Genomic DNA, 15,601 nt, shown 5'->3' on the forward strand with positions numbered 1-15,601 from the left:
TTATCGGTTCCAGCATTACTGTTTCCGGTATTGTTGTCGCCGGAATTGTCTGAGCCCGTATTACTATTTCCAGTATTGTTATCACCAGAATTGTCTGAGCCTGCATTACTATTTCCAGTATTGTTGTCGCCGGAGTTGTTTGAGCCCGTATTGCTGTTTCCGGTATTGCTGTCCCCCGAGTTATCCGAGCCTACATTACTATTTCCGGTATTGTTATCCCCAGAATTGTCTGAGCCCGTATTACTGTTCCCAGTATTGTTGTCACCTGAGTTATTGGAGCCACTGTTACTATTACCGGCGTTTCCATTTTCATCTGGGGCGTATATATCGAATTCTATTGTGTCACTAATACCGACATACCAACCAATTGTAACTCGTCCCCCGCCTCCTAATGTAGTCTTTACCTCAGATGCCGGGAAAGTTATAGTAACAGATTGAGTGGCCGTAGTGAAGGAAGCTGTTTGACTAGCTCCTTCGGTTCCTGTGGAAGGGTTTATTAGATATACCGGGAAGCTCACATTAAACGACCCACTGGGTATGGTAAATATTGCCTTTACTGACTTTGTTGCGTCCAAATTTCCGTTTGCATCTGTTGACCCATATAATTGAACGTGCACTACAGCGCCGATAGACATTGTGGAATCTTTTTCGCCCAAGAGAACATTACTTTGATTTGGTAATGTGGCGGCCGATGCTTGTTGTGGCTGCAAGATGATATTTGCTGCTGTTCCGGCAATTGCTCCACCAATACCTAATGATATTAAGATCATTGATGAGAAAATCCATTGTTTCCCACTTTTATACATTTTAAAGTTTGATAACTTAGAATTTACGGTTCTTTTCAATTTGATGTTTTTCATTTCTCTATCCCTCATATTATTCTCCAAACGTCGAAACGACCATTCGTTCAAATTATATACATAGAAACATCACATTGCAAGAATATACTCGTATAATAATACTTAAATATTCATATGTTGGATTTCGCTTTTCTCTAAGCTAAAAGGATAAGCATGTTACTCAAAACCAAATGAGTCCTATTCTTTAAGTCAAACTTTATAAATAACCTGATTTATTCTCAATATTATTCTCTGTTAAGCTCACCAAATGTTGATGAAAAAAATAAACATTTAATTGAGACAGCTTTCACGTAATTATGTATGTCGCTCCTTTTATGCTAATTGCGTTACGGTATCTCTTCGTCTTCTATGAACATTAACTTCCAGATATGGGAAACCAACTTGTAGTGTTTCCAATCTAAAACTTCGCGTGGGTACTCATTAATCATCTTCGTGTGACACGACTGAATCTATATTTATAATCTTTGCGACGGGCGCTCCCTTAGGACAAGGCTCTTTGATATCTCGACTAATCAGTTTGCTTTTCCCTTTTTCTTCTGGCAAATGGTAATGAGCAAAATGTACGCCTACGCTTTGCCTTCCAATATCATCAATTATTGTGCCATTTTTAAATTCTGGCTTTCGATCTGTCGTAATCACTCCAACATAATGCTCACATTTCTAAAAAACTTTTGAAAAACGTTCACTAGTTCGCTGCTTTCCATACTTCTGATCATGTACGTCGATCATTTATTGGACCTAGCAAATATAGATAATGCGATTATTCATAGTAATCAAAGGACTCATTATTAAAAAACAATATTTCTCAAAGCACTAGCTAGATAAAATTCACACCAGAGTATGAGCTGCAATGCCATGCCACTTGATAATGCATCCACTGAGAGTTTCTTCTATAATTCCCAAGGTTAATGCTCTTACAATAAAAGCTACGAATTATTTAAATAATCGAAATCTGAAATTGATGATCATATTTACAAAAATAGGCGAAGAAAGAGAAAAACTCCATGGTTTGTCACCGGTAAAATACCGGCAATTCACCATAGAGAATACTAACTAACATTATTATTATTCAACTTCTTGGATTCACATCACATCTTAAAATAAGCTAGTTCAGAGGTCGCCATTTTTTTAAGATTAATACCCTCATACCTCTCGAATTACATCTATAACGGTTCTTCGGCCCACTCATTCGTTCAAGCCCTACGATGATGTTATTTGGATTTCAAGCACCTGAACCCATTTACTCCAAGTACAAGCCATACGCCCGATATATCATTTTTTCTATTATTAATACAATTCAAGAATATATGAAGGCAACTCCAATAAAAAATTCTCTGGATTTACAAAAGAACATTTTTTGAAAGAATATTCGAGGAGCAAAAAAGACCAAAATCACCAGTTAGCTCGTTTCAATGTAAAAAAGCTAGGATCATCTGATTCTTAGCTCACTTAATTATGATAATTTGATCAACCTTTGTTCAACTCATTAAAAGTGTCCCATATTTGACTCCACTGGCTCTCATCAGTCAATAAGATCAGTTCATCCCCAGAAGCTAGGACGAAATCTCCCTTTGGCAAATAGGTTTTTCCACCACGTATAACTTGTTGAATTAGTGCTTCTTTTGAAATATCAAGTTGCCTGATCGCCTGATCGGCCAATTTGCTATGTGGCGATACAATCACCGTCATTTTTTCTAGCCTACCTTTAAACTTATCTAACTTGGTAGGAATATTCAGCTTTGCTAATAAGGACTCATATATCGGCTCACCACCCAGCAAATCAATCGTAATATACGCAACCAAGGCCACTAATGCCATCGGTACCAAATGATTCATCGTTCCAACCATTTCTGCAATCAAAATTATTGCTGTAAAAGGAGCCTTTGAAATGCTAGCAAAATAACCAACCATCCCTAACACCACCATATTGGACAATTCATCGCTAGGTATTAAACCCAACTGGATGAAGATTGTCCCAAAAACTGCGCCAATCACTGCACCCAAAGTCAAGATTGGCAAAAAAATTCCTCCCGGAACGCCAGATCCAAAAGCGACTGCCGATAAAACAAACCGCAGTAACAGAATCAATAACAGAATCAATACGGTCTGCTTGCCGATCGCGAGGTTAGCAATCAAGCCGGATCCACCGCCCAACAATTTAGGCCAATAGACACCAATCGGCAGGATTGTAATAAAAACAAAAAAGAAATGATATTGGCGTGGGAGCCACCAAAAAAACTTGTATAATTTATCCGCCCTCAATGTAGTCCATTGATATACATAACCCAATATTCCCAATCCAATTCCAACTAAAATAATTAGCGGATATGTACCTAATGAAAGTTGATGATTTATTGAAATTGATAGAACTGGGCGCAAGCCAAATACATAACTACTGACTATGTCAGAAAAGATTGCACTTGTTAAAGTTCCTAACCATACTAACAGCGAAAAAGATCGATAGACCTCCTCAAGAATAAATAACGACCCGGCCAAAGGCGCGCCAAACGCCGCCGAAAGACCCGCGGCTGATCCCATTGCAATCAACAGCCTTTTTTCATTTCTATCATGCTTTCTTAGAGTAGCGAATATCTCGCCAACTGCAGCTCCCAGCTGCACCGAAGGCCCTTCACGCCCCAAAAATGCACCAGACCCAATCGTAATTAATCCCGCTACATATTTACGCCAAAAAATTGAAAAAGGATTCACATCTAATTTCCCAGCTAGTTCTGCCTCAACCTGAGGAATTCCTGAACCATTCACATTTTTATCACCCTTGATGATTTTACCAACTACAACTGTCAAGACTACAAATATAAGGAGCATAAGTAACAAACTAGTGAAATTATTTATATGGTCATATGCAACCAACCATGTTCTCAAGGCAAGTTCAACCAGCCATCTAAAAGAACTAACAACCGCACCAACAAGCATTCCCACGATGATTGCTCTGATAATCGTTTTTTGACGGGCATTATCAACTTTCATAAATGATAACATTCTCCCAATTCCCTCCATTGTTAAACAAGCATTTCGCTCATCTAAACCTTAATATAACTGTATTTCATTCTATTCTAAAAATATGAGGGTGTAAAATCGAAGTTTACTGCCAACTTACTTAAAAAAGGTCAAGCACATTGTCTGCTTGACCTTCAATATTATTAGCTAATATTCAAACATCTGGATAATTTGTGCAGCAACTACCTCAGCATGTGTTTCTAAAGCAAAATGACCTGCATCAATTAACACAACCTTGGCGTTTGGTAGGTCATCTAAAAAGGCCTCCGCGCCAGCCGGAATAAATGATTGATCATTTTCTCCCCAAATTGCCAATAACTTCGGTTGATACTGTCGAAAATACTTTTGAAAAACCGGATAATTGGCAACATTATCTTGATAGTCAAAAATCAAATCTAGTTGATGATCGGCATACGCCTTTTTTGAGGTGTAAGCAATATCCAATGTATAACCATCTGGAGAAACATGCTCCTTTTGAGAACCTTGTAGATACTGATTAATAATCACCTCCGGCGAGAAGGCATTACGATACTGCACCCGCTTCTCCTCAGTCGGATTATGCCAAAACTCCGCACGTTCAGCCCATTTAGGACCGAGACCTGCTTGATAAGCATTCCCGTTCTGGCTCACAATCCCTTTAATCCAATCTGGATGCCTGCTTGCAATTCGAAAGCCAATTGGTGCACCATAATCAAACACATACATGTAAAAAGAGTCTAACTTGAGCCTCTTCAAGAAATTTTCCGTGTACTTCGTCAAATTTTCAAAGGTGAAAGTAAAATTGTCTGGCGTCACTGTTTGCCCAAAACCTGGAAAATCTGGTGCGATTACATGGTAATCTTTCATTAACAAAGGTATTAAATCGCGGAACATGTGACTAGCACTTGGAAAACCATGCAATAAAAGCATCGTTGGTTTATCTACGTCACCCGCTTCACGATAAAACAGCTCAACGCCATCTATATCCACCGTTTTAAAATGCATCCTGTTAATCTCATCTTCCATAAGTGAATACCCATTAAAATCCCCACCTAGTCGGCTACAAATCACCGTTCAGAAACTGCGCTTCACCGTTTCCAAAACTCCAATCATCATCGTTATTCGGAACAAGGCTAAATACTACGTCCTCTTTCCGAATACCTAATTCTTTATTCAAGCGCTCAACCAACGTCTCATAAAAAGCTAACTTCGCTCGGGTCGATCGCGGACGGGTTACCAGGTTAAAGAACACAACGTCCTTAGTCCGCCCAATCCCTAATCCCGTATCAAGAATCTGCATTTCAAATGGCTCGTGCTGTGTCAAAATTTGATAGCGATCTCCTTGTGGTGTTGCAAATTTATCAACTTGTACCTCGTAAGCAATATCAAGCATCGTCTTCAGATACTTTTCATCATGACCCTTTACTACATCAATTCTCATCAGTGGCATATTAACATCCTCCGTTTTCTACCCATTATTATAGCAGGTGGCTTTCCTAGACAATGATTATAAGCCTAATAGCGCAACAATTATGTCACAAAACACAATCACTCCATCTGCCACTTCACACTTCAACTCATTTTTGCCTGCCCAGAAAAATAACTATTCAATAAAAACCGATCCTTCATCAAGTGATTCAAGCTCTATCAACTGTTCTCTTGTCGTTCGTTGCTTAGAAAGCTCTGGCAAATCATCGATTGAAAAATACTTAGCTTGCTTAGTCTCAATATTTTTCTTAAATGAACCACTTTGTATCTTAGCGACAAAGAATATTTTATAATATTGTGCTAACTGAGGAATATCACGTCGCTTGTCAGTATCAAATATCCCAAGCAACCGTTCAATTTGAACAATCAATCCCGTTTCCTCATAAGTTTCACGTAAAGCATTTTCAACTGGCGACGCCCCAATCTCAGCAAAGCCACCTGGCAAGGACCACTCTCCGGTTCGTCTATCCTGCACAAATAGTATTTCACCTGCTTCATTCTTGATCAGAATTCGTACATCCACTTTTGGTGTAATATAGCCAGCGTCCTCCGTAAAACCTGCTTGAAGTGCTTGCCCATGCTCTGGAACTCCATCGGTTAGAATATCAGTTGCGATTTTAACAATTTCAGCTAATCGTTCCTGATCAAATGGGTCCTTAGAATAGTTGGCACTTGTCTTGGCTAAAACCAATATCCGCCTAATTTGCTTTAAAAGGTCAACATTATTCATAGTGCACCTCCTACATCGTTGTACATCCAGTATAAAGGACAGCAACAATCTGCGGACTTATTTGGCTCAAAAAAGCTGCAAAAATTCAGTAAGCATTTTTGCAGTAAATTAAAGCTTTTGCAACCAAGTTCTGAGCACCTCATTAAATTCTTGATTAGCTTCTAGATGCGGTAGGTGACCCACGTCATCGAAAATAAATTGCTCTCCATAACCATCACGTACATGTTCTTTGCAAAATGTACTATGTTCCGGCGACCAAATTGGGGACTTCGCACCCGCTAAAAACAGCTGTGGAATTTGAATATAACCCAACACGTCACGCCAATCTTGGCGTAAGTTATCAAGCATTAATGGTTCATTCTTCACAAAGTCAAAGGGATAATCTCGCTCTGCTCGCCTAAGCTTTTCATGCAAGTCTGCATTGATTTTACCAACTGTATATTTCAAGCTAGCAATTCGGTTTACATCCATTAATAATTTATCATTGGTTATATGCAGCGCGCCAAACTCCCAATCGGCATCATCTAATCCATAAGGCGATTGGTCGATACTCACACTACCTCGAACATTCTTTGTTCCGAATAAAGAAAGATAAGACCAAATAACAGCAGCTCCCATGGAACTACCGATCAATACTACATTAGTTAACTGCAATTTCTCAATCAAGTTATCCAAATCAAGGCTTAATCTGGCTACCCGTAAACCACGGCTTGTTCGTGCCGAACGACCATGGTTTCGATAATCCATCGTGATCGTTCGATAACCAAGTTCACGAAAAAAAACTTGTTGTTGTTCCCATTCGATCAAATTGCCACCAAAACCACTCAAAAAAATTAAAGGCATCCCCTGCCCAACGTCTTCATAATTGATCCGAATACCATCATTTGTCTTAAAAAACATCAAAGCACCCCCTCAAGGAGGGCTAAAAAGATTGTCAGAATCAGCAAATCAGCCGATCCGCCTAAGCTCAAATTCCGATCAATAAATGTCTGATCCAGTTCTTCTAAAAACTTCATTCCAGCGTTTGTCTTACTCCCACCGAGCATAAAATACTGATCAATCTGCGGTTTAAGCCAAGCAACAATTTCTGGCGTACCTGCTCGCTTAATCAGATTCGAATCCTGTGTTCCACTCGCAATGAATAAAAGCGTATCTAGTAAACGTTGATTCCGAGTACCAACCGTATTCTTTAGGAAGGGCAAGCCGATTTCAGCAACCGTGGGGAAACCGGCCTCGGCCTCACCGCGAATTCCGGTTTTTCCAAATTTGAGAAACTGACGTTCGCCAGCTGTTTGTAAACCTGCTTCTTTAGCATTTAAATTGGCAAAATCAGCACTGGTTAAATTAATCAGCATACCTTTGACCGTAGCTAGGATTCCTAGCGTACTCTGCCGATGATAACGATGCTCATAGCCAGTCGCCGCAAGTAAAATTCCCAAAGAGAAGATGGCCCCTTTGTGTGTATTCACACCTTCAGTGGCCTCAAACATGGTTTGCTCGGCGTCTTTTCCAGCTTCTCTTAGTATTTGAAAGATTAATGGTAAATCTTGCGTATCAGCTTCGAAACCAATTTGATAAGCTTGTTCAAAATATGGTTGCAAACTGACTGCACTATCAATAAATGTATATACATCCATATCTTGATGTGCTCCTTGACTCACAGGGTCAACCAATCCTGGTTTCGGATTGACTGTCACCTCATATAAAACGGCTCTAAGGGCCTTTTGAACTGTTGGTGTCATTCTTTCCATATCACTCTCCAAAATATGCTGTTACCATGTCATCAATCGCTTTGCTAATTTCTGCCTTAGTATGTGTTTGTAATCGCGCACATTCTTTAGCTGGCGCACCACATACAAAACATTGTCTCACGGGCAAACCCAAACTTGTCCGTGATAATTGTCCCCCAGATAAGTTCTGTTTACTCATTACATCTACATCAAATAAACGTCCGAGTGGCCAAGCTTGTTCGAAATCAACACTCGCAATCTTAGCGTTCCTCAAATCTTCTCGGATTACGATAAAACCTTCCGGACCAGTTTTGCGATGCAAAAATAACTCTTCAAGGATTGTAACCTCATTAAACTTTTCCAACAATCTAAACCAACCTTCAGAAAAAATTCGTTCGATTGATTGATTATTCTTGATGTTTCCTGGGATGTTCAATTTAATCGCTAAGATGGTTGCCTGTGGAAATTGCTCCATCAGGTCAAGCTGAAACTGTGCGCGCCAATCCTTATTCGCTAGAATCATCGATAAATCTTGCTCTACACCACTTGTGAATACCTGCATTCTCACACCCCTTTCTATGTATGAAAGCACACGTGTCTTACACGTGTGCTTTCCAAACTAATTCAAATTAATCTTTAACTTCATTGATAACATCGATCATTGTACCATCACGATACTCGACCATTGCTACAATCCGCTCTGTAAATTCAAGTGGCGTTGGTACTCCCACTTTATGTTCTGCCATCGATTGAAGTTCTTCAATCGTATAAACCGGTACTCCCGGAATGTTGCTCAACTCATTCAATAAATCCTGACGTTTTGGATTAATTGCAATTCCGACCTCAGTCACAACCACATCAATTGAATCTCCAGGTGTTACTACAGTGGTCACGTCTGGAACAATCGTTGCAATCCGTCCCCGAACCAAAGGTGCTGAGATAATTGTCAACTTAGCAGTCGCTGCATCTTGATGTCCACCAATGGCACCACGAATAACTCCGTCCGATCCAGACATAACGTTAACATTATACTTTGTATCAATTTCCAGAGCCGATAAGATTACGACATCAAGCTTATCAACCATTGCACCTTTGTTTGCTGGATCAGCATACCAAGAAGCGTCAATCTCTTGTTGATTCTTATTTAGATGCATTGAATCGGCCGCTCCACGATCGAAATCTTGGACGTCCATAACCTTCTCAACTAGGCCTTCATTCAACAAATCGATTGTGGGCTTTGTAATTCCACCCAAGGCAAATGACGCTTTAATTTGATTGTCCAACATTGATTGACGTAGAAAGCGCGTAACTGCTAAGGCCGCTCCGCCAGACCCAGTCTGGAATGAGAAACCATCTTTGAAATAACTAGAATTCGTGATAACTTCATTAACAGTCTTGGCAATCTTCAGTTCCTTAGGATCCTTCGTGAAACGAGTTGCCCCTGAACCAATTTTGTCTGGGTCGCCAACTGCGTCAACCTTTACAACATAATCAACTTGCGTTTGCTTAATCGAGGCGGGCGTATTTGGATAAGTCTTTAAATTATCAGTAATCAAAACAACTTTATCCGCATATTGGGCATCCATCAAAGCATACCCCAAAGAACCAAAGGCAGTTTCGCCATCCATTCCATTTGCATTTCCCATCTCATCAGAGTTGGGAACACCTAAGAAAGCAATATCGATCTTAATTGCCCCAGTCTCAATTGCTCGCGCACGATTTCCATGTGAACGGAAAATCACAGGATTGGCTAATGCGCCATGTGACACGGCTTCGCCTAAGCTACCACGCATTCCTGATGAGGTAATGTTTGTAACTGTACCCTTTTCAATTGCCTCTACAACAATATCATTCATTACATTAGTTAATGAAGATGGCGCCAAGGCAAGGTTCTGGTAACCAGCGTCAATAATGATTCGCATCACTTGATTAAAGACATAGTCACCTTCACGGAAATGATGGTGGAATGAGATTGTCATGCCATCTTGCAGGTGCTCATGGATCAGTGTCTCTAGTGAATCAACTACCTTACTAGGACCTACATTCGCACGTACCTTTGGTGCGACCCGTTGAACCTCTTGATTTCCATACTCGACAGTCTTAAAAGGTTGGTAATTTAATTTTTCCATTAATTCGTCTGGTAATTGACGCTTTACATTATTTTCCAAGGTAATTTCCCTCCTCATCAACAAGGTTCGCTGCCTGAGCTAAACGCATCACACGTTGTGCTCGTAATACAACCGGCCGATCAACCATCTGTCCATTCATTGAAATAACACCAGAGCCTTTTTGACGAGCCTCTTCGATTGCTTCAATCACATTTTGCGCATTAAGAATTTCTTTCTCACTTGGTTGGTAAACCTTATTAACCATCTCAATTTGACGTGGGTTAACCAAAGATTTACCGTCGAAGCCAAGCTGATGGATCAACTCAGTCTCACGGTAGAAGCCAGCTTCATCGTCCATGTTTGTAAAGACTGTATCAAAGGCCGCAATTCCAGCGGCTCTAGCTGCATGCAAGATTACGTTTCGTGCATATAGTAACTCTTGCCCATCTGGGTAACGATGTGTTTTCATATCCGTCGTATAGTCTTCAGCAGATAATGCAATCCCAATCATCCGGTCCGACGCACTAGCAATCTCATACGCGTTCACGACACCCATGGCTGACTCAATTGCTGCCATTACGTTGGTTGATCCGATTTCACGGCCAAACTCTTTTTCTGCTTGTTCGACAGCTGCGACCAATTGATTAATCATCTCGGCAGACTCCGTCTTTGGAAGTCGAATTACATCAACGTTTGCCTTAACCATCATTTTAATATCGTTTTCAAAGAATGGCGTATCAAGACCATTCACTCGAACTACCAATTCTGCCTCACCATAATCAACTGTTCGTAAGGCTTCATACACTAGATAACGAGCAGCATCCTTTTCAGCCAATGAAACTGCATCCTCAAGGTCAAACATGATTGAATCAGCACCATAAATCCCAGCATCTTTGACCATCGCAGGGTTATTACCAGGCACGAACATCATTGTACGACGTAAACGTTCATCTGTAGCCATTAGAGCACCTCCCAAGTTGGTTGATCTGCAATATCCAAGGCTCGTTGTACAGCCGCAATCGTCCGTGCCTTAATTACCATATCAAGAGCCCCTTTATCAACAACCCGTACATTTGCTTGCTCAATATCATAACTCTGTAGAACTGCTGTAATCGTCGCTTTAATTTGCGCACCGAACTGTTTCTTTACATCAGACTCTAATTCAATTTGAATTCCATCATTCCCATTTGTAATCATTACCTGTAAATCTGATGATTCAAGGGTTCCCGCTAAAGCGGTTTGCTTAATTTCCATCAATCTTTTGTCCTTTCTTAATCCGTTCTAATAAAACGGTTTGGTGTTCTTTAATAAATGAATAAGTACTTGGCGGTACCAACAGCTTTGTTGCCTCGAGATTTTGTTCGGCAATCATTTGTCTAACCATTCGAGCTGAATAAACATTTCCATCGGGTTGCCGTTTACGATCCACGATTTCCACATCAATTTGCCCAGATAGCTCACGTTGTAAGGCCTGATTATAAATGTTGGTTGTATGTGAAAGTGGTTCACTCCCTAAATAGCGTTTGGTGATTCCTAAATTAGGTCCAATCCAATTACCAAAAATCCTTGCATCTAAGGTCGTTTGGTAATCAATCACCTGATCGGGGCTTTTTATGAAATATGCCGGAAAAGTAGCATAGCTGACCATATAATCACCACCCGATAGTACAACTACATTCTTCAAATCATGCGTTCCTACTCTAACTAAAGCCAGTCTTTCTTGGCTAGAAAAAAGTGCTTGATTCTCGCTGACCACAAAAACGTATACTAAATCGTTCTCCCGCGCAGCCTTCTCAACCAAATAGCGATGACCAAGCGTGAATGGGTTAGCATTCATTACAATCGCCGCAATTTGTTTGTCTGAGGGCTTTGGCTTGCTGATTTGCGCCAAAAAGTCCTGTATTGCTGGCTTACCAACTTCCAGAACTGCCCCATTTGTCGACTGTGCCAAAGTCACAAAACCAACATGTTCAAAGGATTTAACATACTGGGGCTTTGTGAAGACGAAGGCATGGAAAACACCTCTCTGTCGTAGTCGATTAATCAGCTCACTCACAATCCGGTTAAACAGGCTCGCACTATTTCCGGCCTCATCTGAGGCTGCAATATATTTGAGTACATTTCCTGCCAAAGAGCCAGTTGCAATCAATTTGCCATCAACAAATATCCCAATCACCTCGGAAATTGCCAGTATCTCGTTAGCTCCAAAGTCGTTAATACCCATTTGCGTAAGAAATGTTTGCCATTCCTTTTTTACTCGTGGTATTCGTAAAAATAAATCCCGTACTTCTTCCATCGCGGACCCTCTTTTGATAAGAACCATTTATAACAGTTTTTATTTTAGTGCTCAAATTAACAAAAGTAAAGTTTATTTTTGATATTTGTTAAAAATAAACTCGACTTTTTTATAAAAATAAATCGATTAATTAAAATAAAAGCCATATACGAAAAAGTATTTTTAAATTTTAAAAATGAATGTTATAATTTAAAAAACATTTGATTGGAGTTTAAGATGGAAAACCGTGAGCTTCTTGCCAACATCTCCCAGGACTTTTACTTTAATGAATTAACCATCGGCGACCTCGCTGAAAAGTATCAACTAAGTCGCTACCTTGTTAATAAATATTTGGATGACGCTCGCCAATCAGGCATCGTCACCATTAATATCGCTACTCCAACCGCTCGCGATCGTGAATTGGAGCAGCAATTTAAAGAGATTTTCGATATTCCCAATATTTATATTGTGAAAGACAACGAACTTCCCGAAGGTAGCCATGAGAATTTCATTAAATTTGCCGCTGAAAAGATTGAAACTGCCGTTAAGGATAGTTCAATCGTAGGAATGACTTGGGGTGGTACGATTTTCAATATCATCGAGCATTTTAACGATTTGGATCTTCCAAATTTGACTTTTACGCAATTCGTTGGAGAAAATCGAAAATATAACTCTGCTGCTGGTTCAATGCGCATGGTTGAAAAGGCTGCTGAGAAGTTCTCAGCAAAGTATGTTACCTTATCTGGGCCAGTTTATATCATTAATGACGCCGTTCGTAACGGATTAAAGAATGAAATTGCTTCTCTAGACGCCTTTGAAAATAGTCGCCAGATGGATCTAATCTTTTCCAGCTTGGGAACCCTAGCATCGATTAATTCAATTGATACTTGGCGTAATGGTATCAACGATATTTTCCCAGATATTAATTTTGGCGACATTGCTGGACTCGCATACGGCCGGCCCTATGATATTCACGGTCACTTCTTAAACCAAGAACATGATCGGGTTTTTGGTCAAGATCTTGAAACAATCTTAGCAACCCCTAAAAGAATTGTTGTTATTAAGAGCAAGTTTAAAACTCAAGCTACATTGGGTGCTTTGCGCGGCGGATTATTTACCGATTACATCATTACCGAGCCCATTGCGCGACGGATTTTGGCTGAACTATAAATTAAAAAAGGTCGAGACGTAAATGTCTCGACCTTTTTATTTTATGCTAGAGATTTTGCAAAAGCATGATGACTGGAACTACGATTACGAAAAATACTGAAGCAATTGCCACAATATTTGTAGCAAACTTAACATCACTATGGTACTCATTCGCCAAAATTGGCAAGACAGCAAACGATGGTGTTGCTGCTTGAATAACCAAAGTCTTTTGGAATAGTGACGCTAGATGAATACCAAAGAATTTTGTTCCTGCAGCAATAATTATCAACATGATAATTGGTGAGACTACAAAGCGTCCCACAATTGTTACGACTGTGTGGAAGTCGATCCGTATTGAGCGAAGCCCAAAATTACTTAACATAATTCCAATATAGATCAATGAAAGTGGTGTGACTAATCCACCCATGGCTGGAATTACACCATTGGTTGTATAGCTTGCTGTTGCAGCAGTGTATCCTGACAAAAATGGTAGGCTATTGTAAAGGTGCAACAAAGTTGAGCTATATACAAATGGCAAGGCAATAATGAAGCCCCACAATGGAATTGGCAATAAATGAGCTAGATCAAACTTAACTTTTGCATTTCCATCGCCAATCGTTGGATCATCAGAAGCAATGATCCAAACACCAAAGGTCCAAAGTAATGCTGTATTGACAATATAGTATACCAACACGTATGGTACTGAAACTGCACCAAACAAAGCTTGGTTCAGAGGCATTCCAATGAATACAGTATTGGCAAAATTAATTGCTGCAATCATTAATCCACGACGTCCTTTTGGAACGCGCAAGGCTCGGACAACACCGAAAGCAATCGCATATCCAATCAGGATTGAGAAAATAACATAAATAACGCCGGCACCCAACTTTGCCATCATGGCTGGCTGAAAGTGCGAGATCATTGAACTAAATACAGATAATGGCAAAGCAACGCGCATGATCAACTTTGAAAGTGCGCCTGAGAACTGTTCGTCAAACCATCCCTTATTATTGGCAAAATAACCAATTGCGATCATCAAAATAATCATTAAAACTGATTGAACCGATGTCCAAAATACTGTCATCTTTCTACTCCCCTATTTCAAAACTTTCCTACTGTATTGATCCACGGCATCTGCTACAACCTCAACAACACCATCATCAAAGACACCCGGTACAATCTTCTCCTGACTTGGTTGTGTGATCATATCTGCCAATCCCCGCGCAACTTCAACTTGTAATTGCATATCAACGGACTTCAACCCACTTGCCAACAAGCCTTTAAACAGACCTGGGAAGGCCAAGATATTATTAACCTGATTTGGCCACTGCGATGATCCAGTTGCTACAACCATTGCCCCCGCCGCCTTTGCCTGCCCTGGATCAATTTCCGGAACTGGATTAGCTAGCGCAAAGATAATTGGTTTGTTCGCCATCCGACCAACTTGTTCTGCTGACAAAACGTTTGCGTCTGAGAGGCCGATAAAAACATCCTGATCAGCGATCGCATCATCCAATGTCTGTCCTGGTTGCTGATTAACCTGCTTGGCCAAGGCAAGTTGGTAACTGTTATACCCAGTCATACCATCTTGCACCTTACCTTCAATATCGATTAACGTAATCTGCTTGATACCTACAGCAAGCAACAACTTTGCCGTTGCAACTCCTGATGCACCAACACCGTTCAAAACAATTTTCAGATCCTGCAAAGGCTTATCAACTACCTTTGCCGCATTAATTAATCCTGCCAAGACAACAATCGCCGTTCCCGTTTGGTCATCGTGATAAACCGGAATTGACAACTCCTTTGCCAAGCGCTCCTCAATTTCAAAAACTCGTGGTGCTGCAATATCCTCAAGATGAATTCCAGCAAACGATGTTGCCATGTTCTTGACCGTTGCAACAAACTCGTCAATTCCAACTTGGTCAAGTGCCAAAGGAATTGCGTCAACCCCTGCAAAAGTTTTGTACAAGAGCGCCTTACCTTCAATAATTGGTAGGCTAGCAGCAGGTCCTACATTTCCCAAACCAAGAACTGCCGAACCATCAGAAATAATTGCTACTAACTTACCACTGACAGTATATTTATCTTTATCACTTGGCTTGGCTTGAATCATTTTAGAAAGTTCAGCAACTCCTGGCGTATAAGCCTCACCAAGCTCACCCGGAGTGGTCACATCAAAACTACCTTTGATTTCCAAAACCCCCGTTTTCGCTGCATGTAGCGCTAAAACTTTATCCATATCAACCATGCGATCTTCCTTT

At 40.4% G+C, this 15,601-nt stretch carries 15 protein-coding genes; 1 reads left to right on the forward strand and 14 read right to left on the reverse strand.

The genetic code is table 11. From position 1 onward, the window contains the following. The 12 genes from ESZ50_RS01980 to citC all read right to left on the reverse strand — a co-directional run. The coding region (locus ESZ50_RS01980) for a KxYKxGKxW signal peptide domain-containing protein (protein WP_187387521.1) at positions 1–860 on the reverse strand (860 nt) is incomplete at its 3' end. A gap of 1,467 nt (positions 861–2,327) precedes the next feature. Continuing rightward, a complete protein-coding gene (locus tag ESZ50_RS01985; RefSeq protein ID WP_148621929.1) occupies positions 2,328–3,848 on the reverse strand; it encodes a ClC family H(+)/Cl(-) exchange transporter in 1,521 nt (506 codons plus the stop codon). 177 nt (positions 3,849–4,025) lie between these two features. Further along, positions 4,026–4,883, reverse strand: coding sequence for an alpha/beta fold hydrolase (locus ESZ50_RS01990; protein ID WP_246111496.1), 858 nt, complete (start codon positions 4,881–4,883; stop codon positions 4,026–4,028). 34 nt (positions 4,884–4,917) lie between these two features. Continuing rightward, positions 4,918–5,307: a tautomerase family protein gene (locus ESZ50_RS01995; RefSeq protein WP_148621930.1), complete on the reverse strand. Its 390-nt coding sequence runs from the start codon at positions 5,305–5,307 to the stop codon at positions 4,918–4,920. A gap of 153 nt (positions 5,308–5,460) precedes the next feature. After that, positions 5,461–6,075 (reverse strand): NUDIX hydrolase N-terminal domain-containing protein, encoded by a 615-nt coding sequence (locus ESZ50_RS02000; protein WP_148621931.1) that lies wholly within the window; start codon positions 6,073–6,075, stop codon positions 5,461–5,463. 108 nt (positions 6,076–6,183) lie between these two features. Next, positions 6,184–6,975, reverse strand: a complete 792-nt coding sequence (locus tag ESZ50_RS02005; RefSeq protein WP_148621932.1) for an alpha/beta fold hydrolase — start codon at positions 6,973–6,975, stop codon at positions 6,184–6,186. After that, positions 6,975–7,826: a triphosphoribosyl-dephospho-CoA synthase CitG gene (citG, locus tag ESZ50_RS11595; RefSeq protein ID WP_187387519.1), complete on the reverse strand. Its 852-nt coding sequence runs from the start codon at positions 7,824–7,826 to the stop codon at positions 6,975–6,977. Before citG ends, ESZ50_RS02005 begins: the two co-directional genes overlap by 1 nt. Before the next feature lies 1 nt (position 7,827). Then, positions 7,828–8,367: a citrate lyase holo-[acyl-carrier protein] synthase gene (gene citX / locus ESZ50_RS11600; RefSeq protein ID WP_187387520.1), complete on the reverse strand. Its 540-nt coding sequence runs from the start codon at positions 8,365–8,367 to the stop codon at positions 7,828–7,830. A gap of 67 nt (positions 8,368–8,434) precedes the next feature. After that, a complete protein-coding gene (gene citF / locus ESZ50_RS02015) occupies positions 8,435–9,973 on the reverse strand; it encodes a citrate lyase subunit alpha (RefSeq protein ID WP_148621933.1) in 1,539 nt (512 codons plus the stop codon). After that, positions 9,963–10,874: a citrate (pro-3S)-lyase subunit beta gene (gene citE, locus ESZ50_RS02020; protein WP_148621934.1), complete on the reverse strand. Its 912-nt coding sequence runs from the start codon at positions 10,872–10,874 to the stop codon at positions 9,963–9,965. Before citE ends, citF begins: the two co-directional genes overlap by 11 nt. Continuing rightward, positions 10,874–11,167, reverse strand: a complete 294-nt coding sequence (gene citD / locus ESZ50_RS02025; RefSeq protein ID WP_148621935.1) for a citrate lyase acyl carrier protein — start codon at positions 11,165–11,167, stop codon at positions 10,874–10,876. Before citD ends, citE begins: the two co-directional genes overlap by 1 nt. Next, a complete protein-coding gene (citC, locus tag ESZ50_RS02030) occupies positions 11,157–12,209 on the reverse strand; it encodes a [citrate (pro-3S)-lyase] ligase (protein WP_148621936.1) in 1,053 nt (350 codons plus the stop codon). Before citC ends, citD begins: the two co-directional genes overlap by 11 nt. A gap of 216 nt (positions 12,210–12,425) precedes the next feature. Here citC and ESZ50_RS02035 point away from each other — a divergent pair, with 216 nt between their 5' ends. Then, entirely contained in the window at positions 12,426–13,358 is a 933-nt protein-coding gene (locus ESZ50_RS02035; protein ID WP_148621937.1) for a sugar-binding transcriptional regulator, read from the forward strand. Between the two features lie 46 nt (positions 13,359–13,404). Here the strand turns inward: ESZ50_RS02035 and ESZ50_RS02040 are convergent, their stop codons facing one another. Together ESZ50_RS02040 and ESZ50_RS02045 are read right to left on the reverse strand one after the other, a co-directional pair. Next, on the reverse strand, positions 13,405–14,421 hold the full coding sequence (locus tag ESZ50_RS02040; RefSeq protein ID WP_148621938.1) for an AEC family transporter: 1,017 nt from the start codon (positions 14,419–14,421) through the stop codon (positions 13,405–13,407). A 12-nt stretch (positions 14,422–14,433) separates the two neighbouring features. Further along, positions 14,434–15,588 carry an NAD(P)-dependent malic enzyme gene (locus ESZ50_RS02045; RefSeq protein WP_148621939.1) on the reverse strand — a complete coding sequence of 385 codons (1,155 nt, stop codon included), beginning with the start codon at positions 15,586–15,588 and terminating at the stop codon, positions 14,434–14,436. Positions 15,589–15,601 lie beyond the last annotated feature (13 nt).

It is taken from the genome of Weissella muntiaci (assembly GCF_008107635.1).
Classification (GTDB): Bacteria; Bacillota; Bacilli; order Lactobacillales; family Lactobacillaceae; genus Weissella; species Weissella muntiaci.

What these genes read in the sequence shown, in the direction of transcription:
- ESZ50_RS01985 (WP_148621929.1), bottom strand. Translation starts at nt 3,848, where the DNA reads ATGAAAGTTGATAATGCCCGTCAAAAAACGATTATCAGAGCAATCATC.
- ESZ50_RS01990 (WP_246111496.1), bottom strand. Translation starts at nt 4,883, where the DNA reads ATGGAAGATGAGATTAACAGGATGCATTTTAAAACGGTGGATATAGAT.
- ESZ50_RS01995 (WP_148621930.1), bottom strand. Translation starts at nt 5,307, where the DNA reads ATGCCACTGATGAGAATTGATGTAGTAAAGGGTCATGATGAAAAGTAT.
- ESZ50_RS02000 (WP_148621931.1), bottom strand. Translation starts at nt 6,075, where the DNA reads ATGAATAATGTTGACCTTTTAAAGCAAATTAGGCGGATATTGGTTTTA.
- ESZ50_RS02005 (WP_148621932.1), bottom strand. Translation starts at nt 6,975, where the DNA reads ATGTTTTTTAAGACAAATGATGGTATTCGGATCAATTATGAAGACGTT.
- citG (WP_187387519.1), bottom strand. Translation starts at nt 7,826, where the DNA reads ATGGAAAGAATGACACCAACAGTTCAAAAGGCCCTTAGAGCCGTTTTA.
- citX (WP_187387520.1), bottom strand. Translation starts at nt 8,367, where the DNA reads ATGCAGGTATTCACAAGTGGTGTAGAGCAAGATTTATCGATGATTCTA.
- citE (WP_148621934.1), bottom strand. Translation starts at nt 10,874, where the DNA reads ATGGCTACAGATGAACGTTTACGTCGTACAATGATGTTCGTGCCTGGT.
- citD (WP_148621935.1), bottom strand. Translation starts at nt 11,167, where the DNA reads ATGGAAATTAAGCAAACCGCTTTAGCGGGAACCCTTGAATCATCAGAT.
- citC (WP_148621936.1), bottom strand. Translation starts at nt 12,209, where the DNA reads ATGGAAGAAGTACGGGATTTATTTTTACGAATACCACGAGTAAAAAAG.
- ESZ50_RS02035 (WP_148621937.1), top strand. Translation starts at nt 12,426, where the DNA reads ATGGAAAACCGTGAGCTTCTTGCCAACATCTCCCAGGACTTTTACTTT.
- ESZ50_RS02040 (WP_148621938.1), bottom strand. Translation starts at nt 14,421, where the DNA reads ATGACAGTATTTTGGACATCGGTTCAATCAGTTTTAATGATTATTTTG.
- ESZ50_RS02045 (WP_148621939.1), bottom strand. Translation starts at nt 15,588, where the DNA reads ATGGTTGATATGGATAAAGTTTTAGCGCTACATGCAGCGAAAACGGGG.